Origin of the sequence: Streptomyces sp. NPDC046821, assembly GCF_040645335.1 — a bacterium.
Taxonomy (GTDB): domain Bacteria; phylum Actinomycetota; class Actinomycetes; order Streptomycetales; family Streptomycetaceae; genus Streptomyces.
This window is the reverse complement of sequence record NZ_JBEYYB010000012.1, coordinates 91,095-114,943: the sequence shown is the minus strand read 5'-3', so window position 1 is coordinate 114,943 and position 23,849 is coordinate 91,095. Positions and strand designations below refer to the sequence as shown.

Below are 23,849 nucleotides of genomic sequence, written 5' to 3'. Positions count from 1 at the left end.
GGAATAGGACCCACCAGGTTCCAGAGCGTTTCGAGAGACAGGACTACTAGTAGCCATGGCGGGACAGAAGATCCGCATCCGGCTCAAGGCCTACGACCACGAGGTCATCGACTCCTCGGCGAAGAAGATCGTCGAGACGGTGACCCGCACTGGTGCGTCGGTCGCAGGCCCGGTGCCGCTGCCCACTGAGAAGAACGTGTACTGCGTCATCAAGTCGCCGCACAAGTACAAGGACTCTCGCGAGCACTTCGAGATGCGCACGCACAAGCGCCTCATCGACATCCTCGACCCGACGCCCAAGACCGTTGACTCGCTGATGCGCCTGGACCTTCCGGCCGGCGTTGACATCGAGATCAAGCTCTGAGAGGCGCGGAAGAGATGGCTAAGCAGATCAAGGGCATCCTGGGCGAGAAGCTCGGCATGACCCAGGTCTGGGACGACAACAACCGTGTCGTCCCGGTCACCGTGGTCAAGGCCGGTCCGAACGTCGTGACCCAGGTCCGTACGAACGACGTCGACGGCTACGAGTCGGTCCAGATCGCCTTCGGCGAGATCGACCCGCGCAAGGTGAACAAGCCCCTCAAGGGCCACTTCGCCAAGGCCGATGTAACCCCGCGCCGCCACCTGGTGGAGCTCCGTACCTCCGGCGCCAGCGAGTACACGCTGGGCCAGGAGATCACTGCCGAGACCTTCGAGGCGGGCGTCAAGGTCGACGTCACCGCGAAGAGCAAGGGCAAGGGCTTCGCCGGTGTCATGAAGCGCCACAACTTCAAGGGTGGCAAGGCGTCCCACGGTGCCCACCGTGTGCACCGTATGCCCGGTTCCATCGGTGGCTGTGCCACCCCCGGCCGTGTCTTCAAGGGCATGCGCATGGCGGGTCGCATGGGCAACGAGCGGGTCACCACCCAGAACCTGACCGTTCACGCCGTTGACGCGGAGAAGGGTCTGCTCCTCATCAAGGGCGCAGTTCCCGGTCCGAACGGTGGCCTCGTCCTGGTCCGCACCGCGGCCAAGGGGGTTTGAGGAACCGATGAGCACCATTGACATCCTTTCGCCTGCAGGCGACAAGGCCGGGACGGTCGAGCTCCCCGCGGAGATCTTCGACGTAGAGAAGATCAGCATCCCGCTTCTCCACCAGGTCGTCGTCGCCCAGCTGGCCGCTGCCCGTCAGGGCACGCACAAGACCAAGCGCCGTGGCGAAGTCCGCGGTGGTGGCAAGAAGCCTTACCGCCAGAAGGGCACCGGCCGCGCGCGCCAGGGTTCGACCCGTGCGCCGCAGTTCGCCGGCGGTGGCGTCGTCCACGGCCCGCAGCCGCGTGACTACTCGCAGCGGACCCCGAAGAAGATGAAGGCCGCGGCCCTGCGCCACGCCCTCACCGACCGGGCCCGCAACGCTCGCATCCACGTCGTCACCGGCGTGGTCGACGGCGGAGTCTCCACCAAGGCCGCCAAGTCGCTGCTCGGCAAGATCTCGGAGCGCAAGAACCTGCTCCTGGTCATCGACCGTGCCGACGAGGCCTCGCTGCTCTCCGCGCGCAACCTGCCCCAGGTCCACATCCTGGAGCCGGGCCAGCTGAACACGTACGACGTTCTCGTCTCGGACGACGTGGTCTTCACCCAGGCCGCCTTCGAGTCCTTCGTGTCCGGCCCGAAGGCCACTGACACCGAAGGGAGCGAAGCCTGATGGCTACGCGTCACCCGAGCATTGCCTCCAAGGCGGCCAAGGCCGCCAAGGCCGCGCGCGTCGCCAAGGCGAAGCGCCACGAGGCCGAGGGCAAGAACACTGTCGAGACGCCGCTGAGCAAGAGCTTCACGGACCCCCGTGACGTCCTCCTCAAGCCGGTCGTCTCCGAGAAGAGCTACGCGCTTCTGGACGAGGGCAAGTACACCTTCGTCGTCGACCCGCGGGCCAACAAGACCCAGATCAAGCAGGCCGTCCAGGCGGTCTTCTCGGTCAAGGTCACCGGAGTCAACACGATCAACCGTCAGGGCAAGCGCAAGCGGACCAAGACGGGCTTCGGCAAGCGTGCTGACAGCAAGCGCGCGATCGTGACCCTCGCTGAGGGCGACCGTATCGACATCTTCGGCCAGGCCTCCTAACGGAGCGCCTTGGTCCGAATATCGGACGAGGACTGAGAAATGGGAATCCGCAAGTACAAGCCGACTACGCCGGGCCGTCGTGGCTCCAGCGTCGCCGACTTCGTCGAGGTCACGCGGTCCACGCCGGAGAAGTCGCTGGTCCGCCCGCTGCACAGCAAGGGCGGCCGTAACAACGCCGGTCGTGTGACCGTTCGCCACCAGGGTGGCGGACACAAGCGCGCCTACCGTGTGATCGACTTCCGTCGTCACGACAAGGACGGCGTGCCGGCGAAGGTCGCGCACATCGAGTACGACCCCAACCGCACCGCGCGCATCGCGCTGCTGCACTACGCCGACGGCGAGAAGCGTTACATCGTCGCTCCGCGTGGCCTGTCGCAGGGTGACCGCGTCGAGAACGGTCCCGGGGCCGACATCAAGCCGGGCAACAACCTGGCGCTCCGCAACATCCCGGTCGGTACCACGATCCACGCGATCGAGCTCCGTCCCGGTGGCGGCGCCAAGTTCGCCCGCTCCGCAGGTGCCTCCGTGCAGCTGCTGGCGAAGGAGGGCCAGATGGCCCACCTGCGTATGCCGTCCGGCGAGATCCGCCTGGTCGACGTTCGCTGCCGCGCCACCATCGGCGAGGTCGGCAACGCCGAGCAGTCGAACATCAACTGGGGCAAGGCCGGCCGCAAGCGCTGGCTCGGCGTTCGTCCGACCGTCCGCGGTGTGGCGATGAACCCGGTTGACCACCCGCACGGTGGTGGTGAGGGCAAGACCTCCGGTGGTCGCCACCCGGTCTCCCCGTGGGGTCAGAAGGAGGGTCGTACTCGTTCGCCGAAGAAGGCTTCGAACAAGTACATCGTCCGCCGCCGCAAGACGAACAAGAAGCGCTAGGAGCGGGTTTAGATGCCGCGCAGTCTCAAGAAGGGACCCTTCGTTGACGGCCACCTCGTAAAGAAGGTGGACGCTCAGAACGAAGCCGGTACCAAGAACGTCATCAAGACCTGGTCCCGTCGCTCGATGATCATCCCGGCCATGCTGGGCCACACGATCGCGGTGCACAACGGCAAGACCCACATCCCGGTGTTCGTCACCGAGTCGATGGTCGGCCACAAGCTCGGCGAGTTCTCGCCGACGCGCACCTTCCGGGGTCACGTCAAGGACGACCGGAAGTCGAAGCGCCGCTAAAGGCGGGGTGGAATCGACTATGACGAACACTGAAGGGACAACCATGGAAGCCAGGGCCCAGGCGCGGTACATCCGCGTCACGCCCATGAAGGCCCGCCGCGTGGTGGACCTCATCCGTGGCATGGATGCCACGGAGGCTCAGGCGGTCCTGCGTTTCGCCCCGCAGGCCGCGAGCGTGCCGGTTGGCAAGGTGCTGGACAGCGCCATCGCCAACGCTGCACACAACTACGACCACACCGACGCCTCTTCGCTGGTCATCAGCGAGGCGTACGTGGATGAGGGCCCGACCCTGAAGCGGTTCCGTCCGCGTGCTCAGGGCCGTGCCTACCGGATCCGTAAGCGGACCAGCCACATCACCGTGGTCGTCAGCAGCAAGGAAGGAACCCGGTAATGGGCCAGAAGGTAAACCCGCACGGGTTCCGGCTCGGTATCACCACGGACTTCAAGTCCCGTTGGTACGCCGACAAGCTGTACAAGGACTACGTCAAGGAAGACGTGTCCATCCGTCGCATGATGACCTCCGGCATGGAGCGCGCCGGCATCTCGAAGGTTGAGATCGAGCGCACCCGTGACCGCGTGCGTGTGGACATCCACACCGCTCGTCCGGGCATCGTCATCGGCCGCCGTGGCGCCGAGGCCGACCGCATCCGCGGTGACCTCGAGAAGCTCACGGGCAAGCAGGTCCAGCTGAACATCCTCGAGGTCAAGAACCCCGAGACCGACGCTCAGCTGGTTGCTCAGGCCGTTGCCGAGCAGCTGTCCTCCCGCGTCTCCTTCCGTCGCGCCATGCGTAAGAGCATGCAGACGGCCATGAAGGCCGGCGCCAAGGGCATCAAGATCCAGTGTGGTGGCCGTCTCGGCGGCGCCGAGATGTCCCGCTCGGAGTTCTACCGCGAGGGCCGTGTGCCCCTGCACACGCTCCGCGCGAACGTCGACTACGGCTTCTTCGAGGCCAAGACGACCTTCGGCCGTATCGGTGTGAAGGTCTGGATCTACAAGGGCGACGTCAAGAACATCGCCGAGGTCCGCGCCGAGAACGCCGCGGCCCGTGCGGGTAACCGCCCGGCCCGTGGTGGCAACGACCGTCCCGCCGGCCGTGGTGGCCGTGGTGGCGAGCGTGGCGGCCGCGGCCGCAAGCCGCAGCAGTCCGCGCCGGCAGCCGAGGCCCCCAAGGCCGACGCTCCCGCCGCCGCTGCTCCGGCTGAGAGCACCGGAACGGAGGCCTGACCGAAATGCTGATCCCCCGTAGGGTCAAGCACCGCAAGCAGCACCACCCCAAGCGCCGCGGTCAGGCCAAGGGTGGTACGACGGTTGCGTTCGGCGAGTACGGCATTCAGGCCCTCACGCCGGCGTACGTGACCAACCGCCAGATCGAGGCGGCTCGTATCGCGATGACCCGCCACATCAAGCGTGGCGGCAAGGTCTGGATCAACATCTACCCGGACCGTCCGCTCACGAAGAAGCCCGCCGAGACCCGCATGGGTTCCGGTAAGGGTTCCCCCGAGTGGTGGATCGCGAACGTTCACCCGGGACGGGTGATGTTCGAGCTGTCCTACCCGAACGAGAAGATTGCGCGTGAGGCGCTTACCCGCGCTGCTCACAAGCTTCCGATGAAGTGCCGGATTGTTCGGCGCGAGGCAGGTGAGTCGTGATGTCGGCCGGTACCAAGGCGTCCGAGCTGCGCGAACTGGGCAACGAGGAGCTCCTCAACAAGCTCCGCGAGGCCAAGGAAGAGCTGTTCAACCTCCGCTTCCAGGCGGCGACCGGTCAGCTCGAGAACCACGGTCGGCTCAAGGCCGTCCGCAAGGACATCGCGCGGATCTACACCCTCATGCGTGAGCGCGAGCTGGGCATCGAGACGGTGGAGAACGCCTGATGAGCGAGAGCAACGTGACTGAAGAGACTGCCGCCCGCGGCTTCCGCAAGACCCGTGAGGGTCTGGTCGTCAGCGACAAGATGGACAAGACCGTCGTCGTCGCCGTCGAGGACCGCGTCAAGCACGCCCTGTACGGCAAGGTCATCCGCCGTACGAACAAGCTCAAGGCGCACGACGAGCAGAACGCTGCCGGCGTCGGCGACCGCGTCCTCATCATGGAGACGCGTCCGCTGTCGGCGACCAAGCGCTGGCGCATCGTCGAGATCCTCGAGAAGGCCAAGTAATTACCTGAAGGGTTTCCTTCAGGTTCAGTTCCGCCAGGCTCGGCAGGGGCCGGACTCCCGTAAGGGATAAGGCCCCTGTCGGGAACCGGCAGACAAACAGGAGATAGACGTGATCCAGCAGGAGTCGCGACTTCGCGTCGCCGACAACACGGGTGCGAAGGAAATTCTCACCATCCGTGTTCTCGGTGGCTCGGGTCGCCGCTACGCGGGCATCGGTGACGTCATCGTCGCCACCGTCAAGGACGCGATCCCCGGTGGCAACGTGAAGAAGGGTGACGTCGTCAAGGCGGTCATCGTTCGCACCGTCAAGGAGCGCCGCCGTCCGGACGGCTCGTACATCCGCTTCGACGAGAACGCCGCCGTCATTCTGAAGAACGACGGCGACCCTCGTGGCACCCGTATCTTCGGCCCGGTGGGCCGTGAGCTGCGCGAGAAGAAGTTCATGAAGATCATCTCGCTCGCGCCGGAGGTGCTGTAAGCATGAAGATCAAGAAGGGCGACCTGGTACAGGTCATCACCGGTAAGGACAAGGGCAAGCAGGGCAAGGTCATCGCGGCCTTCCCCCGCGAGGACCGCGTCCTGGTCGAGGGTGTCAACCGGGTCAAGAAGCACACCAAGGCCGGCCCCACCGCCAGCGGTTCGCAGGCCGGTGGCATCGTCACGACCGAGGCCCCTGTCCACGTGAGCAACGTTCAGCTCGTCGTGGAGAAGGACGGCAACAAGGTCGTCACGCGTGTCGGTTACCGCTTCGACGACGAGGGCAACAAGATCCGCGTTGCCAAGCGGACGGGTGAGGACATCTGATGGCTACCACCACGAACCCGCGTCTCAAGACGAAGTACCGCGAGGAGATCGCGGGCAAGCTGCGTGAGGAGTTCTCCTACGAGAACGTCATGCAGATCCCCGGCCTCGTGAAGATCGTGGTCAACATGGGTGTCGGCGACGCCGCCCGTGACTCGAAGCTCATGGACGGTGCCGTCCGTGACCTCACCACGATCACCGGTCAGAAGCCGGCCATCACCAAGGCCCGCAAGTCCATCGCGCAGTTCAAGCTGCGTGAGGGCCAGCCGATCGGTGCCCACGTCACGCTCCGTGGCGACCGCATGTGGGAGTTCCTGGACCGCACCCTGTCGCTCGCGCTCCCGCGCATCCGCGACTTCCGTGGTCTGTCCCCCAAGCAGTTCGACGGCCGTGGCAACTACACCTTCGGTCTCACCGAGCAGGTCATGTTCCACGAGATCGACCAGGACAAGATCGACCGCGTCCGGGGTATGGACATCACCGTGGTCACCACGGCGACCAACGACGATGAGGGCCGCGCGCTCCTCCGTCACCTCGGCTTCCCCTTCAAGGAGGCGTAAGCGAGATGGCGAAGAAGGCTCTTATTGCCAAGGCTGCTCGTAAGCCGAAGTTCGGTGTGCGTGGCTACACCCGCTGCCAGCGCTGCGGCCGCCCGCACTCCGTGTACCGCAAGTTCGGCCTCTGCCGCGTGTGCCTTCGTGAGATGGCTCACCGTGGCGAGCTGCCGGGCGTGACCAAGAGCTCCTGGTAATCCCCTAGTTGGGATTGCCAAGAGACTCTCGGTAAGCACTGGGTCGGCGGAGGCCCTCCCCTACATGCCTTAGGCTTGTGGGGTTGGGCGTCCGCCGCCCGTACGACTTACTACGCCGTAGGTCCCCGCGCCGCACCCGTCCCGCCCCTGTGTGGGGAGAGGGATGGCGCATACAGGAAACCCCGGCGAGAGAGGCCGAAGGCCAATTCATGACCATGACTGATCCGATCGCGGACATGCTGACTCGTCTGCGTAACGCGAACTCGGCATACCACGACTCCGTGTCGATGCCGCACAGCAAGATCAAGTCTCACATCGCGGAGATCCTCCAGCAGGAGGGCTTCATCACGGGCTGGAAGGTCGAGGACGCCGAGGTCGGCAAGAACCTCGTTCTCGAGCTGAAGTTCGGCCCGAACCGTGAGCGCTCCATCGCGGGCATCAAGCGGATCTCCAAGCCCGGTCTCCGGGTTTACGCGAAGTCCACCAACCTGCCCAAGGTCCTCGGCGGCCTCGGCGTGGCGATCATCTCCACGTCGCACGGTCTTCTGACCGGCCAGCAGGCAGGCAAGAAGGGCGTAGGTGGGGAAGTCCTCGCCTACGTCTGGTAGTCGGGAACGGAGGAATAGCTAATGTCGCGTATTGGCAAGCTCCCCATCACGGTTCCCGCCGGCGTGGACGTCACCATCGACGGCCGCACGGTCACGGTCAAGGGCTCCAAGGGCACCCTGACCCACACCGTCGTGGCGCCGATCGAGATCGCTAAGGGCGAGGACGGCGTTCTCAACGTCACCCGTCCGAACGACGAGCGTCAGAACAAGGCCCTCCACGGCCTGTCCCGCACGCTGGTGGCGAACATGATCACCGGCGTGACCCAGGGTTACGTGAAGAAGCTCGAGATCAGCGGTGTCGGTTACCGCGTCCTGGCGAAGGGCTCCAACCTGGAGTTCTCGCTCGGCTACAGCCACCCGATCCTGATCGAGGCGCCCGAGGGCATCTCCTTCAAGGTCGAATCGGCGACCAAGTTCTCGGTCGAGGGCATCGACAAGCAGAAGGTCGGCGAGGTTGCGGCCAACATCCGCAAGCTGCGCAAGCCCGACCCGTACAAGGCCAAGGGCGTCAAGTACGAAGGCGAAGTCATCCGCCGCAAGGTCGGAAAGGCGGGTAAGTAAGCCATGGCATACGGTGTCAAGATTGCTAAGGGCGACGCTTACAAGCGTGCTGCCATCAAGCGCCGTCACATTCGTATCCGTAAGCACATCTCGGGTACGGCTGAGCGTCCGCGCCTGGTCGTGACGCGTTCGAACCGCCACATCGTGGCCCAGGTCATCGACGACGTTAAGGGTCACACCCTCGCGTCGGCGTCGACCCTGGACACCTCGATCCGTGGTGTCGAGGCCGACAAGTCCGCGCAGGCCGGCAAGGTCGGCGCCCTGGTCGCCGAGCGCGCCAAGGCCGCGGGCGTCGAGGCTGTCGTGTTCGACCGTGGTGGTAACCAGTACGCCGGGCGCATCGCCGCTCTGGCGGACGCCGCCCGCGAAGCCGGTCTGAAGTTCTAGGACCCCGTCGCGCAGCGACTTATGTGGCTGCGTAGCTAGCGGAAAACGAAGAGAGGTAATTCCAATGGCTGGACCCCAGCGCCGCGGCAGCGGTGCCGGTGGCGGCGAGCGGCGGGACCGGAAGGGTCGCGACGGTGGCGCTGCTGCCGCCGAGAAGACCGCGTACGTTGAGCGCGTTGTCGCGATCAACCGCGTCGCCAAGGTTGTGAAGGGTGGTCGTCGCTTCAGCTTCACCGCGCTGGTCGTGGTGGGCGATGGTGACGGCACGGTGGGTGTCGGTTACGGCAAGGCCAAGGAGGTGCCGGCCGCCATCGCCAAGGGTGTTGAGGAGGCCAAGAAGCACTTCTTCAAGGTCCCCCGTATCCAGGGCACCATCCCGCACCCGATCCAGGGCGAGAAGGCCGCGGGCGTCGTCCTGCTGAAGCCTGCTTCCCCCGGTACCGGTGTTATCGCCGGTGGCCCGGTGCGCGCCGTCCTGGAGTGCGCCGGCGTTCACGACATCCTGTCGAAGTCGCTCGGCTCCGACAACGCGATCAACATCGTGCACGCGACCGTGGCGGCCCTCAAGGGCCTGCAGCGTCCCGAGGAGATCGCGGCTCGCCGTGGTCTGCCCCTCGAGGACGTCGCCCCCGCGGCTCTGCTTCGTGCGCGTGCGGGAGCGGGTGCGTAATGGCTCGCCTCAAGATCACGCAGACGAAGTCGTACATCGGCAGCAAGCAGAACCACCGCGACACTCTGCGTTCGCTCGGGCTCAAGCGCCTGAACGACGTGGTCGTCAAGGAGGACCGCCCCGAGTTCCGCGGCATGGCTAACACCGTGCGGCACCTCGTGACGGTTGAGGAGGTCGACTGATCATGGCGGAGAACAACCCGCTCAAGATCCACAACCTCCGTCCCGCCCCGGGCGCCAAGACCGCCAAGACCCGTGTTGGTCGTGGTGAGGCGTCGAAGGGTAAGACGGCCGGTCGTGGCACCAAGGGCACCAAGGCCCGTTACCAGGTTCCGGAGCGCTTCGAGGGTGGCCAGATGCCCCTCCACATGCGTCTCCCGAAGCTCAAGGGCTTCAAGAACCCGTTCAAGACCGAGTTCCAGGTCGTGAACCTCGACAAGCTGGCGGCTCTGTACCCGGAAGGTGGCGAGGTCACCGTCGAGGGTCTCGTCGCCAAGGGCGCGGTTCGCAAGAACCAGCTCGTCAAGGTCCTGGGCCAGGGCGAGCTCTCCGTGGCGCTGCAGGTGACGGTCGACGCCGTCTCCGGCTCCGCCAAGGAGAAGATCACCGCCGCCGGCGGTACGGTCACCGAGCTCGTCTGACTCTTTCAGACGTCTTGATGACATGAGCGATTCCCGACCGGGGATGCCCCACAAAAGGGGCATCCCCGGTTGGTCGTTCCTAGGGGGGCCTGGTCGCCGGTATGGTGGCCAGCACTGTGCTGTATCGGTCGGTGCTCAGGCTCCGGTCACGGGGGAATTTCCTGACGACGATGAGTTGAGACGGAACTTCACCCGGCGCTCGACTGTTACGTATACGTATTCCTTCATTCATCGAACCTCAAGACCGTCACCTCTGACGCACGTGCGCGGGGGTCGCAGGAGGCACCGTGCTCACCGCGTTCGCCCGGGCGTTCAAGACGCCCGACCTGCGCAAGAAGCTGCTCTTCACGCTCGGCATCATCGTGATCTACCGAATCGGTACGCACGTACCGATTCCGGGTGTCAGTTACAAGAACGTCCAGACCTGCATGGACGCGGCCAGCAGCACGCAGGGGCTGTTCGGTCTCGTCAACATGTTCAGCGGTGGCGCGCTCCTGCAGATCACGATCTTCGCGCTCGGCATCATGCCGTACATCACCGCGAGCATCATTCTGCAGCTGCTGACCGTCGTGATCCCGAGGCTCGAGGCCCTGAAGAAGGAGGGTCAGGCGGGTACGGCGAAGATCACGCAGTACACCCGCTACCTGACCGTGGCGCTCGCCATCCTCCAGGGCACCGGCCTCGTCGCGACCGCGCGCAGCGGCGCCCTCTTCCAGGGGTGCCCCGTGGCGAACCAGATCGTCCCGGACCAGTCGATCTTCATCACCATCACGATGGTCATCACCATGACCGCCGGCACCGCCATCGTCATGTGGCTCGGTGAGCTCATCACCGACCGCGGCATCGGCAACGGCATGTCCATCCTGATGTTCATCTCGATCGCCGCCACGTTCCCCTCGGCCCTGTGGTCCATCAAGAAGACGGGCTCGCTGGCCGGCGGCTGGATCGAGTTCGGCACCGTGATCCTGGTGGGTCTCGTCATGGTCGCCCTGGTGGTCTTCGTGGAGCAGGCGCAGCGCCGGATCCCCGTCCAGTATGCGAAGCGCATGATCGGTCGTCGTTCTTACGGCGGTACGTCCACGTACATCCCGCTGAAGGTCAATCAGGCGGGTGTGATCCCTGTCATCTTCGCGTCGTCGCTGCTCTACATTCCGGCGCTCGTGGCGCAGTTCGCCGGTGGCAATTCCGGGTGGAAAACCTGGATCAACGACCACCTGACCAAGGGAAATCACCCCTATTACATCGTTTCGTACTTCCTCTTGATCGTTTTCTTCGCGTTCTTCTACGTGGCGATCTCGTTCAACCCCGAGGAAGTCGCGGACAACATGAAGAAGTATGGTGGGTTCATCCCGGGCATCCGGGCTGGCCGACCGACCGCTGAGTACCTCAGCTACGTGCTCAACCGGATCACCTGGCCGGGTTCGCTGTATCTGGGTCTGATCGCTCTCGTACCGACGATGGCGTTGGTTGGCTTCGGGGCAAGCCAGAACTTCCCGTTCGGTGGGACGAGCATCCTCATCATCGTGGGTGTCGGCCTCGAAACGGTGAAGCAGATCGAGAGCCAGCTTCAGCAGCGCAATTACGAAGGGTTCCTCCGCTGATGCGAATCGTCCTCGTCGGGCCGCCCGGTGCTGGCAAGGGAACGCAGGCCGCGTTCCTCGCCAAGAACCTGTCGATTCCGCACATCTCCACGGGCGACCTCTTCCGTGCCAACATCAGCAAGGGCACGGAGCTGGGCAAGAAGGCCAAGTCCTACATGGACGCCGGCCAGCTCGTCCCGGACGAGGTCACCATCGGGATGGCCAAGGACCGCATGGAGCAGCCGGACGCCGTGAACGGCTTCCTGCTCGACGGCTTCCCCCGGAACGTCTCGCAGGCCGAGGCGCTCGACGTCGCCCTCAAGGCCGACGACGTGAAGCTGGACGCGGTCCTGGACCTCGAGGTCCCCGAGGACGAGGTGGTCAAGCGCATCGCCGGCCGCCGCATCTGCCGCAAGGACTCGGCGCACGTCTTCCACGTGACGTACTCGCAGCCGAAGGTCGAGGGCGTCTGTGACGTCTGCGGCGGCGAGCTGTACCAGCGCGACGACGACACCGAGGACACGGTCCGCAAGCGCCTCGAGGTCTACCACACGCAGACCGAGCCGATCATCGACTACTACCGGGCCCAGGGCCTGGTCGTGACGATCTCGGCGCTCGGCAAGGTCGACGAGGTCACCGCGCGCTCCATGGAAGCCCTCAAGCGCGACAAGTAGTAGCTACGCAGCCACGGCCGCGGTGCCCGGACAGGGCGCCGCGGCCGTAGTGTTGTGTACGTAAACCGGTAGTACGGAAGACGGAGAGCGCAGGCCCCCATGGTGCAGATCAAGACCCCCGAGCAGATCGCCAAGATGCGTGAGGCGGGATTGGTCGTCGCCGCGATCCACGCCGCGACGCGTGAGGCCGCGGTGCCCGGTGCCACCACCCGGGATCTGGACCAGGTCGCCCGCAAGGTGATCGACGAGCACGGCGCCAAGTCGAACTTCCTCGGGTACGGGGGATTCCCCGCGACCATCTGCACCTCGGTCAACGAGGTCGTCGTCCACGGCATCCCGGACGACAAGACCGTCCTCAAGGACGGCGACATCATCTCCATCGACTGCGGCGCGATCATCGACGGCTGGCACGGCGACGCCGCGTACACCGCGTTCGTCGGCAGCGGTCACGCGCCGGAGCTCATCGAGCTGTCCCGGGTGACCGAGGAGTCGATGTGGGCCGGCATCGCCGCGATGAAGAACGGCAACAGGCTCGTCGACGTCTCCCGCGCCATCGAGACCTACATCCGCCGCCAGCCCAAGCCGGGCGGCGGCAAGTACGGCATCGTCGAGGACTACGGCGGCCACGGCATCGGCACCGAGATGCACATGGACCCGCACCTGCTGAACTACGTGGAGCGCCGCCGCGGCAAGGGCCCCAAGCTCGTCCCCGGTTTCTGCCTCGCGATCGAGCCGATGGTCTCCCTCGGCACCCCGCGCACCGAGGTCCTCGAGGACGACTGGACCGTCATCACCACGGACGGCACCTGGTCCTCGCACTGGGAGCACTCCGTCGCTCTTACGGAGGAAGGCCCGCTGGTGCTGACGGCGCCTGACGGTGGCAAGGCGAAGCTGGCGGAGCTGGGTGTCACTGCGGCTCCTGACCCCCTCGCGGGAGCCTGAGGCGAAGGGCGACCTCTTCGCCTGGCCTTGATGCGCCGGCGTCGACAGGTCACCCGGTCCGACGGACGGAGTCCGGCGCAGGCCCCCGAAGCTTGTGAGGCGCCCCGGCGCCGAGCCCGCGAGGAGGCCGTTGAGAATTGGCTCGGCACGTGGTCCTCCCACTGGGAGCACTCCGTCGCTCTTACGGAGGAAGGCCCGCTGGTGCTGACGGCGCCTGACGGTGGCAGGGCGAAGCTCGCTGAGCTGGGTGTCACGGCCGCGCCGGACCCCCTTGCGTAATGATCTTGCGGATGGGGCAGACTTCTCCGATTCGTCTTTCGCGGTGCCCTGACGTAGACTGACGCGTCGGCTCTCGTGCACACGCATGTCCTCATGTATGTGCAGAGTCGATCAAGGTAGTCGATTCGAAGGGCAAAGCGTGGCCAAGAAGCAAGGTGCCATCGAGATCGAAGGCACTGTCGTCGAGTCTCTCCCGAACGCCATGTTCAAGGTGGAGCTCCAGAACGGCCACCAGGTCCTGGCTCACATCAGCGGCAAGATGCGTATGCACTACATCCGCATCCTCCCTGACGACCGGGTCGTGGTGGAGCTGTCTCCGTACGACCTGACGCGTGGCCGGATCGTCTACCGGTACAAGTAGATCTTGCCCGCATCCCGCCTCGCGGGATGGTGGCACTGACCCGGAGAACCTCACCCAATGAAGGTCAAGCCGAGCGTCAAGAAGATCTGCGACAAGTGCAGGGTGATCCGCCGTCACGGCCGGGTCATGGTTATCTGCGACAACCCGCGCCACAAGCAGCGCCAGGGCTGACGCACGACTGCAGTTCGCAGATTTTCGCGCGACGCAAGTAGTAAGTGAATACGCAGGACCCGTCCCTCTTCAGAGCCATCGGTATATGGAGGGCGACACCCCCGGTCGGAGGCCGGGGACCCAGGATGTACCTCATACGGCCCCTGGGAACGGTCCTGCTGAAGACCTCCGAGTGACAACAGGAGCCTTGAATGGCACGCCTTGAAGGCGTTGACCTCCCGCGCGAAAAGCGCGTAGAGGTTGCCCTCACCTACGTGTTCGGCATTGGCCGCACGCTGTCCCAGCAGACGCTGGACGCCACCGGTGTGGACCGCAACATCCGCGTTCGCGATCTGTCCGAAGAGGACCTGATCAAGATCCGCGAGTACGTGGACCAGAACATCAAGACCGAGGGTGACCTCCGTCGCGAGATCCAGGCCGACATCCGCCGCAAGGTCGAGATCGGTTGCTACCAGGGTCTTCGCCACCGTCGTGGCCTGCCCGTCCGCGGTCAGCGCACCAGCACGAACGCTCGTACCCGCAAGGGCCCGCGTCGCGCCATCGCCGGTAAGAAGAAGCCGGGCAAGAAGTAGTCCTCGCTCAGCGGTCTATCGACAGCTGTCGCTGCAGGACCGACCACCTCCCGTAGGAGTAATAGATGCCCCCCAAGGGTCGTCAGGGCGCTGCCAAGAAGGTGCGCCGCAAGGAAAAGAAGAACGTCGCTCACGGGCACGCCCACATCAAGAGCACGTTCAACAACACGATCGTCTCGATCACCGACCCCACGGGCAACGTGATCTCCTGGGCCTCCGCCGGCCACGTCGGCTTCAAGGGCTCGCGCAAGTCGACTCCGTTCGCCGCGCAGATGGCCGCCGAGTCGGCCGCGCGTCGCGCCCAGGAGCACGGCATGCGCAAGGTCGACGTCTTCGTCAAGGGTCCGGGCTCCGGCCGCGAGACCGCGATCCGCTCCCTCCAGGCCACGGGCCTCGAGGTCGGTTCGATCCAGGACGTCACCCCCACGCCGCACAACGGCTGCCGTCCCCCCAAGCGCCGCCGCGTCTGACGCACGTCGCTTGACTTGAGGATTTCGGGCGGTACGGCTCTTACGGGCCGTATCGCCCGTACCCTTGTACTGCACAGCCGCCGCCGGGCCACCGCCCGGTGGCATCAGGGCATCAAATAGTGGGTGCCCCTGACTGAAGGATCGCCAAAAATGCTGATTGCTCAGCGTCCCTCGTTGACCGAAGAGGTCGTCGACGAGTTCCGCTCCCGGTTCGTGATCGAGCCGCTGGAGCCGGGCTTCGGTTACACCCTCGGCAACTCCCTGCGCCGGACGCTTCTCTCCTCGATTCCGGGTGCGGCGGTCACGTCCATCCGTATCGACGGTGTCCTGCACGAGTTCACCACCGTGCCGGGCGTCAAGGAAGACGTCACCGACCTGATCCTCAACATCAAGCAGCTGGTCGTCTCCTCGGAGCACGACGAGCCGGTCGTGATGTACCTGCGCAAGCAGGGCCCGGGTCTGGTCACCGCCGCCGACATCGCGCCCCCGGCCGGTGTCGAGGTGCACAACCCCGACCTCGTCCTCGCCACGCTCAACGGCAAGGGCAAGCTGGAGATGGAGCTGACCGTCGAGCGCGGTCGCGGCTACGTCTCCGCCGTTCAGAACAAGCAGGTCGGTCAGGAGATCGGGCGCATCCCGGTCGACTCGATCTACTCGCCGGTCCTGAAGGTCACGTACAAGGTCGAGGCCACGCGTGTCGAGCAGCGCACCGACTTCGACAAGCTGATCGTCGACGTCGAGACGAAGCAGGCCATGCGCCCGCGTGACGCCATGGCGTCCGCCGGTAAGACCCTGGTGGAGCTGTTCGGTCTCGCCCGCGAGCTGAACATCGACGCCGAGGGCATCGACATGGGTCCGTCCCCGACGGACGCTGCGCTCGCCGCCGATCTCGCCCTGCCGATCGAGGAGCTGGAGCTCACCGTTCGGTCGTACAACTGCCTCAAGCGTGAGGGCATCCACTCCGTGGGTGAGCTCGTCGCCCGCTCCGAGGCCGACCTGCTCGACATCCGCAACTTCGGTGCGAAGTCGATCGACGAGGTCAAGGCGAAGCTTGCCGGCATGGGCCTGGCCCTGAAGGACTCGCCTCCCGGGTTCGACCCGACCGCTGCCGCGGACGCCTTCGGCGCTGACGATGACGCGGACGCGGGCTTTGTCGAGACCGAGCAGTACTAAGAGCTACCGCTCTGCTGCTTGATCTTTGGCTGCGGGCCGGTTTCGGCTGGTCGCGCAGTTCCCCGCGCCCCTTACGGGGCGCGGACCTCCGGGGGCGTCCCTTACGGGGCTGCTCCCGGATCTCCGACAGACAGCCGTCTGCTCGGATACTGACCCTGGTACCTGATACGGCCGGGGCAGACACCTAGGAGAAACAATGCCGAAGCCTGCCAAGGGTGCCCGTCTGGGCGGCAGCGCCGCGCACGAGAAGCTGCTCCTCGCGAACCTCGCGAAGAGCCTCTTCGAGCACGGCAAGATCACGACGACCGAGGCCAAGGCCCGTCGTCTGCGTCCGTACGCGGAGCGTCTGGTCACCAAGGCGAAGAAGGGTGACCTTCACAACCGCCGTCAGGTGCTCACGGTCATCACGGACAAGAGCGTCGTCCACACGCTCTTCACCGAGATCGCCCCGCGCTACGAGAACCGTCCGGGTGGTTACACCCGTATCACCAAGATCGGTAACCGCCGTGGCGACAACGCGCCCATGGCTGTCATCGAGCTGGTCGAGGCCCTGACGGTCGCGCAGCAGGCCACCGGTGAGGCCGAGGCCGCCACCAAGCGTGCCGCCAAGGACGCCGAGGCTGCCGCTCCGGCCGCCGTCGAGGCGACCGAAGAGGCCTGAGGCTTCTGAGGCAGTTGCCTTGATGTGAGCGGGTCCGCCCTTAGGGGCGGGCCCGCTTTCGTGTGCGGCAGCCTTCGTGCGCGCCTGCTTTCGCTTGAGAGGATCTGTGTGTGAGTGACGAGGTAGAGCCCGGGTTCGTGCGGGTGCGGCTGGATGTGTCGTACGACGGCAAGGACTTCTCCGGGTGGGCGAAGCAGGCCAGTGGCCGGCGGACCGTGCAGGGCGAGATCGAGGACGCGCTGCGGACGGTGACCCGGTCGCAGCAGACGTACGAGCTGACCGTGGCCGGGCGGACCGATGCCGGGGTGCACGCGCGGGGGCAGGTCGCTCATGTCGATCTGCCGGAGGACGTGTGGGCCGAGCACCAGGACAAGCTGCTGCGCCGGCTCGCCGGGCGGCTGTCGCACGACGTACGGGTGTGGAAGGTGGCCGAGGCGCCCGCCGGGTTCAACGCGCGCTTCGCGGCCGTGTGGCGCCGGTACGTGTACCGGGTGACCGACAACCCCGGCGGCGTGGACCCTCTGCTGCGCAGTCATGTCCTGTGGCACGACTGGGAGTTGGACATGGACGCCATGAATCTGGCGGCCGAGAAGCTGATCGGGGAGCACGACTTCGCCGCGTACTGCAAGCGGCGTGAGGGTGCCACGACGATCCGTACGCTCCAGGAGCTGCGCTGGGAGCGGTCGCCGGACGGGATCCTCGAAGCGACCGTGCGGGCCGACGCGTTCTGCCACAACATGGTGCGCTCGCTCGTCGGCGCGATGCTGTTCGTGGGTGACGGGCACCGGCCGCCGGACTGGCCCGGGCAGGTGCTGGCCGCCGGTGTGCGCGACTCTGCGGTGCACGTGGTGCGCCCGCACGGGCTGACCCTTGAGGAAGTCGGTTACCCCGCCGATGAGTTGCTGGCCGCGCGCAGCAAGGAGGCCCGGAACAAGCGGACGCTGCCCGGGGCCCCGTTCGCGGACCCCGGGTGCTGCTGAGCCGCTACTGCGGTGCCTGGGCGGCGGCGGAGGCCTGCGCCTCGCCGCGCCGGGTGATCTGACGGAACGTGAACTCCGCGAGGTCGTCGCCGGTGGTGAAGACCCCGCGGTCCTTCGTGGTGACGTCGCGCTCGCCGCCGGTGAACCCGGCCGTCGTGAAGTACGCGTAGCGCCCGTACGAGTTGGAGGTCGAGCGGCAGACCGTCGTGCGGCAGAAGGCGGGGACGCCCGAGCCGGACAGGGAGTTCACGGTGCCCTTGCTGTACTGGTTCTTGGCCTTGGTGGCCTTGGCCTCCGTGTCGAAGACGGCGACGCCGACGGTGACCGCGACGCCGTCCTTGGCGTAGGTGACGCGGATCAGGCGGGTGCAGTCGTTGCTGGTCAGAACGTCGCCGAGCGCGCCGTGGGTGGCGCTCGCGCAGCTCTTGGTGTCGGCGGTGGCGCCCTTCTTGTAGACGCGGTCGCCGACGGTCAGCTTGGTGCCGGGGAAGAGGGTCTCGGGGCCGAGCGGCGCCTTGTCCTTCTTGGCGCTGGAGACGAAGTCCTTGGGGTCGAGCGGGGGCGGCGGCGTCGTCTCGGCGAACGAGGGATCCGCCGCGGCCGTGTCGCTCGGGATGTCCGCGGTCGTCGGCAGCTGGTCGGCGGGCTTGTTCGACGCCGAGTTCTTGCCGTTCGCGGAGACGATGGCGAACGCGACCGCCGAGCCGACCGCGAGCGTGGCCAGCGCGCCACCGCCGATCATCAGCCAGCGGCGGCGCCGGGCGCGTGCCTCGGACTCCTCGGCGAGTGCCGCCCAGTCCGGTCCCTGCGAGCCACCGTTTCCCCCGGGCCCCCACTGGGGTCCCCCCTGCCCAAAACTCATGGGGCGCATCTTAGAGGGCGGGCCGGAGCGGGCGCGGCGCCGGTGTCCGGAGCCGCGTTTTGACCCGTGCGGGGAGGCGCGGGTATCGTGCCTAGTCGTTATGTGTACTGGCTTGCTCGCTCTCGAGTGAGGGGCCGTGCACAGGTTCCCTGGAGCAGTTACCAGTGGGCGGCATACGGGCGCTGAACCCGGCACTGTCGTCCCCAGCTGCACGATCGCTTCAGTGATGCCACTTTCAGCACCCATCCACTGAAGAAGAAGAAGGCTGCTAAGTGCGTACGTACAGCCCTAAGCCCGGCGACATCACTCGCCAGTGGTACGTCATCGACGCCCGGGATGTCGTCCTGGGTCGTCTCGCGACCACTGCCGCGAACATCCTGCGGGGCAAGCACAAGCCGATCTACGCCCCCCACGTCGACGCTGGTGACTTCGTCATCATCATCAACGCGGACAAGGTGCACCTCTCCGGCAACAAGAAGACCCAGAAGCTGGCCTACCGCCACTCCGGGTACCCGGGCGGTCTGCGTTCCGTCCGTTACGACGACCTCCTGGCGAACAACCCGGAGAAGGCCGTCGAGAAGGCCATCAAGGGCATGATCCCCAAGAACTCCCTGGGCCGTCAGGTCATCTCGAAGCTCAAGGTGTACTCGGGCGACCAGCACCCGCACGCTGCCCAGCAGCCGGTGCCGTTCGAGATCACCCAGGTCGCGCAGTAGTTCCGGCCACACCCCCAAAGACAGAAAAGAATCTGAGGAGCATCGTGGCCGAGACCACCGTTGAGCAGCCGGTCGAAGAGACCGAGATTGTCGACGTCGAGCAGTACACCACCGAGTCCGAGGTCCCCGTCGAGGGCGAGTACACCTCGGAGTCGAACGCGGCGCGCTTCGGCGACCCGCAGCCGGCCGCCGGCCTGGGCCGCCGCAAGAACGCCATCGCGCGCGTTCGCATCGTGCCCGGCACCGGCAAGTGGAAGGTCAACGGGCGCACGCTCGAGGACTACTTCCCGAACAAGGTCCACCAGCAGGAAGTCAACGAGCCCTTCAAGGTGCTCGAGCTCGACAACCGCTACGACGTCATCGCCCGCATCTCGGGTGGCGGCGTCTCCGGTCAGGCCGGTGCGCTCCGTCTCGGTGTCGCCCGTGCGCTGAACGAGGCCGACGTCGACAACAACCGCGGCGCCCTCAAGAAGGCCGGTTACCTCAAGCGTGACGACCGTGCGGTCGAGCGCAAGAAGGCCGGTCTCAAGAAGGCCCGTAAGGCCCCGCAGTACAGCAAGCGCTAAATCGCTGCTGCTTGTTCGTTTCGTTCGCCCCGGCGGCACGCTGTGTGCCGCCGGGGCGTTCGTCTTTGGCGGCCCTGGGCGTATAACGGCACAAGGTGCGCAGAATTTTGCAGGCTCGGATGATTTCCGACGCTTCTCCTGAGGATTTTTGAAAGTTCGGAGGACACCAGTGGGACGACTGTTCGGTACGGACGGCGTACGAGGGGTCGCCAACGCGGATCTGACGGCCGAGCTCGCGCTCGGACTCTCCGTGGCGGCGGCGCATGTGCTCGGCGAGGCGGGGACCTTCGAGGGGCATCGTCCGGTGGCCGTGGTCGGCCGTGACCCGCGGGCGTCCGGCGAGTTCCTGGAGGCCGCGGTCGTCGCGGGCCTGGCGAGCGCGGGCGTCGACGTCCTGCGGGTCGGCGTGCTGCCCACCCCCGCGGTGGCGCATCTCACCGGCGCGCTGGGCGCCGACCTCGGCGTGATGCTCTCCGCCAGCCACAACGCGATGCCCGACAACGGCATCAAGTTCTTCGCGCGCGGCGGTCACAAGCTCGCCGACGAGCTGGAGGACCAGATCGAGCATGTCTACGAGCAGCACCGCACCGGTGCGCCGTGGGACCGCCCGACCGGCGCCGGCGTGGGCCGCGTGCACACGTACGACGCGGGGCTCGACCAGTACGTCGCCCACCTCATCAGCGTGCTGCCGAACCGGCTCGACGGGCTGCGGATCGTCCTGGACGAGGCGCACGGCGCCGCCGCCGCCGTGTCGCCCGAGGCGTTCCGGCAGGCGGGTGCGCAGATCGTCACGATCGGTGCCGAGCCGGACGGCCTGAACATCAACGACGGCTGCGGCTCCACCCACCTCGACCTCCTCAAGGCCGCCGTGGTCGAGCACGGCGCGGACCTCGGCATCGCCCACGACGGTGACGCCGACCGCTGCCTCGCCGTGGACCACACGGGTGCCGAGATCGACGGCGACCAGATCCTCGCGGTGCTGGCCCTGGCCATGCGTGAGCGGGGCGCGCTGCGCGAGGACACCGTCGTCGCGACCGTCATGTCGAACCTGGGCTTCAAGCTGGCCATGGAGCGCGAGGGCATCCACTTCGTGCAGACCTCCGTCGGCGACCGGTACGTCCTGGAGTCGATGAAGGAGCACGGCTACGCGCTGGGCGGCGAGCAGTCCGGGCACGTGATCATCCTCGACCACGCGACGACCGGCGACGGCACGCTCACCGGCCTGCTGCTCGCGGCCCGCCTCGCCGAGACCGGCCGCACCCTCCAGGATCTGGCCTCCGTGATGGAGCGCCTCCCGCAGGTCCTGGTGAACGTGCGTGACGTCGACAAGTCCCGCGTCAGCACCTCCGCCGAGCTGGCCGCCGCCGTCTCCGACGCCGAGCGCGAGCTGGGCGAGACGGGCCGCGTGCTGCTGCGCTCCTCCGGCACGGAGCCGCTGGTCCGCGTCATGGTCGAGGCCGCCGACATCGAGCAGGCCCGCTCGATCGCGGGCCGGCTGGCCGATGTCGTGAAGTCCGCGCTGGGCTAAGCCGGTTCGGCCACCGGAGTGGCACGCTTGCGCTGCTCGGCCCAGAACCATTTCTGGGCGAGCAGGGTGAGCGTGCCGGCCAGGACGATGCCTCCCATGTTGGCCAGGAGCTGTGCGACGGAGCCCCACATCTGGCTGTACTCCGCGTAGGCGAACGCCACCGCCGCGTTCGCCGCCGCCGGGACCGTCGTCACGGAGATCGCCACGCCGATCAGGGCGCCCGACTTGGCCGACGTCAGGGACAGCGTGCCGGCGACGCCCGCCAGGAACGCCACGACGAACGACATCCAGTCAGGCTTCCAGATGAACGCCGTGTTCGGCCGGGGCGCCTCCACCATCGAGCGCGTGAACAGGCCGAACACGTCCATCAGCCAGCTGAACCCGGCCGTCAGCGCCATCGCGACGGCGAAGCCCGCGAGCAGCGCCCACAGCGAGCGCAGGACCAGGCGCGGAGCGCGCTGCACCAGCGCCGTGGAGATCCCGGCGAGCGGCCCGAACTCGGGGCCGACAGCCATCGCGCCGACGATGAGGATCGCGTTGTCCAGCATCACACCGCAGGCCGCGAGCATCGTCGCGACGGCGAGGAACGCCACGTAGGTGACGGTGAGCGTCGACTCCTCGTGCGTCGCCTCGGTCAGCTGCTCCCACAGGACAGCGTCCGCGCCTTCGCCCGGCGCGTCCTCCTCCGCCTGGTCGGCCCGCGCGGACAGGGACAGGTCGATGTTCTCGACGGCGATCGACCCGGACGTGTCGATGCCGAGGTCGCGCAGACCCCCGATCAGCTCGTCGCCGGCCTCCCGGGCGACGTCGCACAGCACGACGTCGCCACTGGGGGTGCGGGCGGCGCCCGCCATCACCACGACGTGCGTGGTGCCGACCGTGTTCTCTATGAGGCTGACGACGGCGTCGGTCCGGTCGGCCGGTGTGATCAGGCGCAGGTGCAACATGCGCGAAGCGTAACTTCCTACAACTTGCGCAGGCTGAGCCGCTGCACCTTGTGATCGGGGCCCTTGCGCAGGACGAGCGTCGCGCGGCCGCGGGTGGGCGCCACGTTCTCGAGCAGGTTCGGCTTGTTGATGGTCCGCCAGGTCGTGCGCGCGTAGTCGAGCGCCTCCTCCTCGGAGACCTGGGTGTACTTGCGGAAGTACGACGACGGGTTCTGGAAGGCCGTCTGACGGAGTTTCCGGAACCGGCTGAGGTACCAGCTCTCGATGTCCTCGGCCCGCGCGTCGACGTACACGCTGAAGTCGAAGTAGTCGGCGAGGCCGACGCGGGTGCGGCCGTCCTTGCCGGGCATGGCGGGCTGGAGGACGTTGAGGCCCTCGACGATGAGGATGTCGGGGCGGCGGACCGTGAGCTTCTGGTCCGGCACGATGTCGTAGATCAGATGGGAGTAGACGGGGGCCGTCACCTCGTCCTTGCCGGCCTTGATGTCGGCGACGAAGCGGGTCAGGGCCCGGCGGTCGTACGACTCGGGGAAGCCCTTGCGGGACATCATGCCGCGCCGCTCCAGCTCCTTGGTCGGGAGCAGGAAGCCGTCCGTGGTGACCAGCTCCACGCGCGGGTGCTCGGGCCAGCGCGACAGGAGGGCCTGGAGGAGGCGGGCGACCGTCGACTTGCCCACGGCCACCGAGCCGGCGACCCCTATGACGAAGGGCGTGCCCGACTGGGACGCCTTCTCGCCGGTCTCGCCGAGGAAGGTGTTGAGGGCGCCGCGCAGGGTGTCGGTGGCGCCGACGTAGAGGTTGAGGAGGCGGGACAGCGGGAGGTAGATGTCCCGGACCTCGTCCAGGTCGATGACATCGCCGAGGCCGCGCAGTTTCTCCAGTTCATCGGCGGTGAGGGGGAGTGGCGTCTTGTTGCGGAGCGCACTCCACTCGGTGCGGGTGAGGTCGACGTAGGGAGTCGCCTCCGGCTTGTGCCGGTGGGCGCTCCGCGGTGCCGTCGGGGGCACGGAGACCGAAGAGATCACAGTCCATTGTTACGGCTGTGTGGACGGGGCGGGAGGTGGGGTGCGTCACCTTCGTGTCGAACAGGCGTCGCTTGCATGGTCATGTCGTGTGTTTTCGGTGGGTGAGGAGTGCCCGGTTCGTGCGCTTTCCTTGGTCACGGGTCTGGACCGGAGGGCGGAGAAGGGGCTACGTTCCGGGCATCCGGGGCCGACCGATCGAGGCCGCCGGATGGGAGGGAACCGTCATGGCCGTGCCCCATTTGCGTGACCTCGTCCGGCGCAGGACCGGTCCGGTCGACGACGACTTCGCCGGCCGGGTGCACAGCGAGCTCGCCCTCGATCTGCCCGACGAGGATCTGAGCGAGGACCTCGACGACTGCATCGACCTCTACCGGATGGGCAGCAAGCCGCGCTGCGAGGAAGTGGAGTACCTGGGGCTGCTGGAGGATGCGCGGGACCGGATCGTGCGGGGCGAGTGACCGTACGCCCATGGGGTGTCTGACCCGCGCGTGCCT

At 66.6% G+C, this 23,849-nt stretch carries 38 protein-coding genes and 1 pseudogene; 36 read left to right on the top strand and 3 right to left on the bottom strand.

Annotation, left to right across the window (positions count from 1 at the left end; genetic code table 11):
• Positions 1-55: 55 nt before the first annotated feature.
• The 32 genes and pseudogenes from rpsJ to truA all read left to right on the top strand — a co-directional run bounded on the left by rpsJ (position 56) and on the right by truA (position 17,711).
• Positions 56-364: a 30S ribosomal protein S10 gene (gene rpsJ / locus ABZ893_RS24930; RefSeq protein ID WP_003948644.1), complete on the top strand. Its 309-nt coding sequence runs from the start codon at positions 56-58 to the stop codon at positions 362-364.
• Between the two features lie 14 nt (positions 365-378).
• Positions 379-1,023, top strand: a complete 645-nt coding sequence (gene rplC / locus ABZ893_RS24925) for a 50S ribosomal protein L3 (protein ID WP_361407441.1) — start codon at positions 379-381, stop codon at positions 1,021-1,023.
• A gap of 7 nt (positions 1,024-1,030) precedes the next feature.
• Positions 1,031-1,684, top strand: coding sequence for a 50S ribosomal protein L4 (gene rplD, locus ABZ893_RS24920; RefSeq protein ID WP_361407439.1), 654 nt, complete (start codon positions 1,031-1,033; stop codon positions 1,682-1,684).
• A complete protein-coding gene (rplW, locus tag ABZ893_RS24915; protein ID WP_037626998.1) occupies positions 1,684-2,100 on the top strand; it encodes a 50S ribosomal protein L23 in 417 nt (138 codons plus the stop codon). Before rplD ends, rplW begins: the two co-directional genes overlap by 1 nt.
• 39 nt (positions 2,101-2,139) lie before the next feature.
• On the top strand, positions 2,140-2,976 hold the full coding sequence (gene rplB, locus ABZ893_RS24910) for a 50S ribosomal protein L2 (protein ID WP_116511060.1): 837 nt from the start codon (positions 2,140-2,142) through the stop codon (positions 2,974-2,976).
• Positions 2,977-2,988: 12 nt separating this feature from the next.
• Positions 2,989-3,270 carry a 30S ribosomal protein S19 gene (rpsS, locus tag ABZ893_RS24905; protein WP_015035577.1) on the top strand — a complete coding sequence of 94 codons (282 nt, stop codon included), beginning with the start codon at positions 2,989-2,991 and terminating at the stop codon, positions 3,268-3,270.
• Between the two features lie 43 nt (positions 3,271-3,313).
• Positions 3,314-3,661: a 50S ribosomal protein L22 gene (gene rplV, locus ABZ893_RS24900; RefSeq protein WP_004571827.1), complete on the top strand. Its 348-nt coding sequence runs from the start codon at positions 3,314-3,316 to the stop codon at positions 3,659-3,661.
• Complete coding sequence (gene rpsC / locus ABZ893_RS24895) at positions 3,661-4,497, top strand: 30S ribosomal protein S3 (protein WP_361407437.1); 837 nt, start codon at positions 3,661-3,663, stop codon at positions 4,495-4,497. Before rplV ends, rpsC begins: the two co-directional genes overlap by 1 nt.
• A 5-nt stretch (positions 4,498-4,502) precedes the next feature.
• On the top strand, positions 4,503-4,922 hold the full coding sequence (rplP, locus tag ABZ893_RS24890; protein WP_127832084.1) for a 50S ribosomal protein L16: 420 nt from the start codon (positions 4,503-4,505) through the stop codon (positions 4,920-4,922).
• Positions 4,922-5,146, top strand: a complete 225-nt coding sequence (gene rpmC / locus ABZ893_RS24885; protein ID WP_059079052.1) for a 50S ribosomal protein L29 — start codon at positions 4,922-4,924, stop codon at positions 5,144-5,146. The genes rplP and rpmC overlap by 1 nt, the downstream gene beginning before the upstream one ends.
• Positions 5,146-5,430 (top strand): 30S ribosomal protein S17, encoded by a 285-nt coding sequence (gene rpsQ / locus ABZ893_RS24880; protein WP_100594880.1) that lies wholly within the window; start codon positions 5,146-5,148, stop codon positions 5,428-5,430. The genes rpmC and rpsQ overlap by 1 nt, the downstream gene beginning before the upstream one ends.
• A gap of 109 nt (positions 5,431-5,539) precedes the next feature.
• Positions 5,540-5,908 (top strand): 50S ribosomal protein L14, encoded by a 369-nt coding sequence (gene rplN, locus ABZ893_RS24875; protein WP_003974257.1) that lies wholly within the window; start codon positions 5,540-5,542, stop codon positions 5,906-5,908.
• A 2-nt stretch (positions 5,909-5,910) separates the two neighbouring features.
• Positions 5,911-6,234 carry a 50S ribosomal protein L24 gene (gene rplX, locus ABZ893_RS24870; RefSeq protein ID WP_127832083.1) on the top strand — a complete coding sequence of 108 codons (324 nt, stop codon included), beginning with the start codon at positions 5,911-5,913 and terminating at the stop codon, positions 6,232-6,234.
• Positions 6,234-6,791, top strand: coding sequence for a 50S ribosomal protein L5 (gene rplE / locus ABZ893_RS24865; protein WP_361407434.1), 558 nt, complete (start codon positions 6,234-6,236; stop codon positions 6,789-6,791). The genes rplX and rplE overlap by 1 nt, the downstream gene beginning before the upstream one ends.
• Before the next feature lie 5 nt (positions 6,792-6,796).
• Positions 6,797-6,982 (top strand): type Z 30S ribosomal protein S14, encoded by a 186-nt coding sequence (locus tag ABZ893_RS24860; protein WP_003948630.1) that lies wholly within the window; start codon positions 6,797-6,799, stop codon positions 6,980-6,982.
• Between the two features lie 209 nt (positions 6,983-7,191).
• Complete coding sequence (gene rpsH, locus ABZ893_RS24855; RefSeq protein WP_158989430.1) at positions 7,192-7,590, top strand: 30S ribosomal protein S8; 399 nt, start codon at positions 7,192-7,194, stop codon at positions 7,588-7,590.
• Between the two features lie 21 nt (positions 7,591-7,611).
• Complete coding sequence (gene rplF / locus ABZ893_RS24850; protein ID WP_361407432.1) at positions 7,612-8,151, top strand: 50S ribosomal protein L6; 540 nt, start codon at positions 7,612-7,614, stop codon at positions 8,149-8,151.
• Between the two features lie 3 nt (positions 8,152-8,154).
• Entirely contained in the window at positions 8,155-8,538 is a 384-nt protein-coding gene (rplR, locus tag ABZ893_RS24845) for a 50S ribosomal protein L18 (RefSeq protein ID WP_361407430.1), read from the top strand.
• Positions 8,539-8,602: 64 nt separating this feature from the next.
• Entirely contained in the window at positions 8,603-9,208 is a 606-nt protein-coding gene (rpsE, locus tag ABZ893_RS24840; protein WP_005313527.1) for a 30S ribosomal protein S5, read from the top strand.
• Positions 9,208-9,390 carry a 50S ribosomal protein L30 gene (gene rpmD, locus ABZ893_RS24835; RefSeq protein ID WP_041985698.1) on the top strand — a complete coding sequence of 61 codons (183 nt, stop codon included), beginning with the start codon at positions 9,208-9,210 and terminating at the stop codon, positions 9,388-9,390. The genes rpsE and rpmD overlap by 1 nt, the downstream gene beginning before the upstream one ends.
• Positions 9,391-9,392: 2 nt before the next feature.
• A complete protein-coding gene (gene rplO / locus ABZ893_RS24830) occupies positions 9,393-9,848 on the top strand; it encodes a 50S ribosomal protein L15 (protein ID WP_361407428.1) in 456 nt (151 codons plus the stop codon).
• A 287-nt stretch (positions 9,849-10,135) separates the two neighbouring features.
• The gene (gene secY / locus ABZ893_RS24825) at positions 10,136-11,449 is read left to right on the top strand and encodes a preprotein translocase subunit SecY (RefSeq protein WP_361407427.1); all 1,314 of its coding nucleotides are present in this window, start codon (positions 10,136-10,138) and stop codon (positions 11,447-11,449) included.
• Entirely contained in the window at positions 11,449-12,102 is a 654-nt protein-coding gene (locus ABZ893_RS24820; protein ID WP_361407425.1) for an adenylate kinase, read from the top strand. The genes secY and ABZ893_RS24820 overlap by 1 nt, the downstream gene beginning before the upstream one ends.
• Positions 12,103-12,201: 99 nt before the next feature.
• The gene (map, locus tag ABZ893_RS24815; RefSeq protein ID WP_361407423.1) at positions 12,202-13,044 is read left to right on the top strand and encodes a type I methionyl aminopeptidase; all 843 of its coding nucleotides are present in this window, start codon (positions 12,202-12,204) and stop codon (positions 13,042-13,044) included.
• A 144-nt stretch (positions 13,045-13,188) separates the two neighbouring features.
• Positions 13,189-13,323, top strand: a pseudogene (locus tag ABZ893_RS24810) (type I methionyl aminopeptidase); the annotation flags it as partial.
• A 139-nt stretch (positions 13,324-13,462) separates the two neighbouring features.
• The gene (infA, locus tag ABZ893_RS24805) at positions 13,463-13,684 is read left to right on the top strand and encodes a translation initiation factor IF-1 (RefSeq protein ID WP_003948620.1); all 222 of its coding nucleotides are present in this window, start codon (positions 13,463-13,465) and stop codon (positions 13,682-13,684) included.
• A 57-nt stretch (positions 13,685-13,741) separates the two neighbouring features.
• Positions 13,742-13,855 (top strand): 50S ribosomal protein L36, encoded by a 114-nt coding sequence (gene rpmJ / locus ABZ893_RS24800; protein WP_003974245.1) that lies wholly within the window; start codon positions 13,742-13,744, stop codon positions 13,853-13,855.
• 191 nt (positions 13,856-14,046) lie between these two features.
• The gene (gene rpsM / locus ABZ893_RS24795; protein ID WP_361407421.1) at positions 14,047-14,427 is read left to right on the top strand and encodes a 30S ribosomal protein S13; all 381 of its coding nucleotides are present in this window, start codon (positions 14,047-14,049) and stop codon (positions 14,425-14,427) included.
• Positions 14,428-14,492: 65 nt separating this feature from the next.
• The gene (gene rpsK, locus ABZ893_RS24790) at positions 14,493-14,897 is read left to right on the top strand and encodes a 30S ribosomal protein S11 (protein ID WP_003948617.1); all 405 of its coding nucleotides are present in this window, start codon (positions 14,493-14,495) and stop codon (positions 14,895-14,897) included.
• A gap of 150 nt (positions 14,898-15,047) precedes the next feature.
• Complete coding sequence (locus ABZ893_RS24785) at positions 15,048-16,070, top strand: DNA-directed RNA polymerase subunit alpha (RefSeq protein WP_003966937.1); 1,023 nt, start codon at positions 15,048-15,050, stop codon at positions 16,068-16,070.
• A 196-nt stretch (positions 16,071-16,266) separates the two neighbouring features.
• Positions 16,267-16,731: a 50S ribosomal protein L17 gene (gene rplQ / locus ABZ893_RS24780; protein ID WP_127832072.1), complete on the top strand. Its 465-nt coding sequence runs from the start codon at positions 16,267-16,269 to the stop codon at positions 16,729-16,731.
• A 110-nt stretch (positions 16,732-16,841) separates the two neighbouring features.
• Positions 16,842-17,711 carry a tRNA pseudouridine(38-40) synthase TruA gene (truA, locus tag ABZ893_RS24775; protein WP_361407419.1) on the top strand — a complete coding sequence of 290 codons (870 nt, stop codon included), beginning with the start codon at positions 16,842-16,844 and terminating at the stop codon, positions 17,709-17,711.
• Between the two features lie 4 nt (positions 17,712-17,715).
• On the opposite strand, the gene ABZ893_RS24770 is transcribed toward truA, so the two are convergent.
• A complete protein-coding gene (locus tag ABZ893_RS24770) occupies positions 17,716-18,573 on the bottom strand; it encodes a hypothetical protein (protein WP_361407417.1) in 858 nt (285 codons plus the stop codon).
• 272 nt (positions 18,574-18,845) lie between these two features.
• Between ABZ893_RS24770 and rplM the strand changes: the two genes are divergently transcribed.
• From rplM to glmM, 3 genes are all read left to right on the top strand, one after another.
• Positions 18,846-19,289 carry a 50S ribosomal protein L13 gene (rplM, locus tag ABZ893_RS24765; RefSeq protein ID WP_361407415.1) on the top strand — a complete coding sequence of 148 codons (444 nt, stop codon included), beginning with the start codon at positions 18,846-18,848 and terminating at the stop codon, positions 19,287-19,289.
• Positions 19,290-19,333: 44 nt separating this feature from the next.
• Entirely contained in the window at positions 19,334-19,855 is a 522-nt protein-coding gene (gene rpsI / locus ABZ893_RS24760; RefSeq protein ID WP_100594864.1) for a 30S ribosomal protein S9, read from the top strand.
• 169 nt (positions 19,856-20,024) lie between these two features.
• Entirely contained in the window at positions 20,025-21,383 is a 1,359-nt protein-coding gene (gene glmM / locus ABZ893_RS24755) for a phosphoglucosamine mutase (RefSeq protein ID WP_361407413.1), read from the top strand.
• Here glmM and ABZ893_RS24750 read toward each other — a convergent pair.
• Both ABZ893_RS24750 and coaA read right to left on the bottom strand, forming a co-directional pair.
• Positions 21,380-22,330, bottom strand: coding sequence for a DUF389 domain-containing protein (locus ABZ893_RS24750; protein ID WP_361407411.1), 951 nt, complete (start codon positions 22,328-22,330; stop codon positions 21,380-21,382). The genes glmM and ABZ893_RS24750 overlap by 4 nt on opposite strands.
• 17 nt (positions 22,331-22,347) lie before the next feature.
• A complete protein-coding gene (gene coaA, locus ABZ893_RS24745; RefSeq protein WP_361407791.1) occupies positions 22,348-23,337 on the bottom strand; it encodes a type I pantothenate kinase in 990 nt (329 codons plus the stop codon).
• A 242-nt stretch (positions 23,338-23,579) separates the two neighbouring features.
• On the opposite strand from coaA, the gene ABZ893_RS24740 reads away from it, so the two are divergent.
• A complete protein-coding gene (locus ABZ893_RS24740; protein WP_361407409.1) occupies positions 23,580-23,813 on the top strand; it encodes a hypothetical protein in 234 nt (77 codons plus the stop codon).
• Positions 23,814-23,849 lie beyond the last annotated feature (36 nt).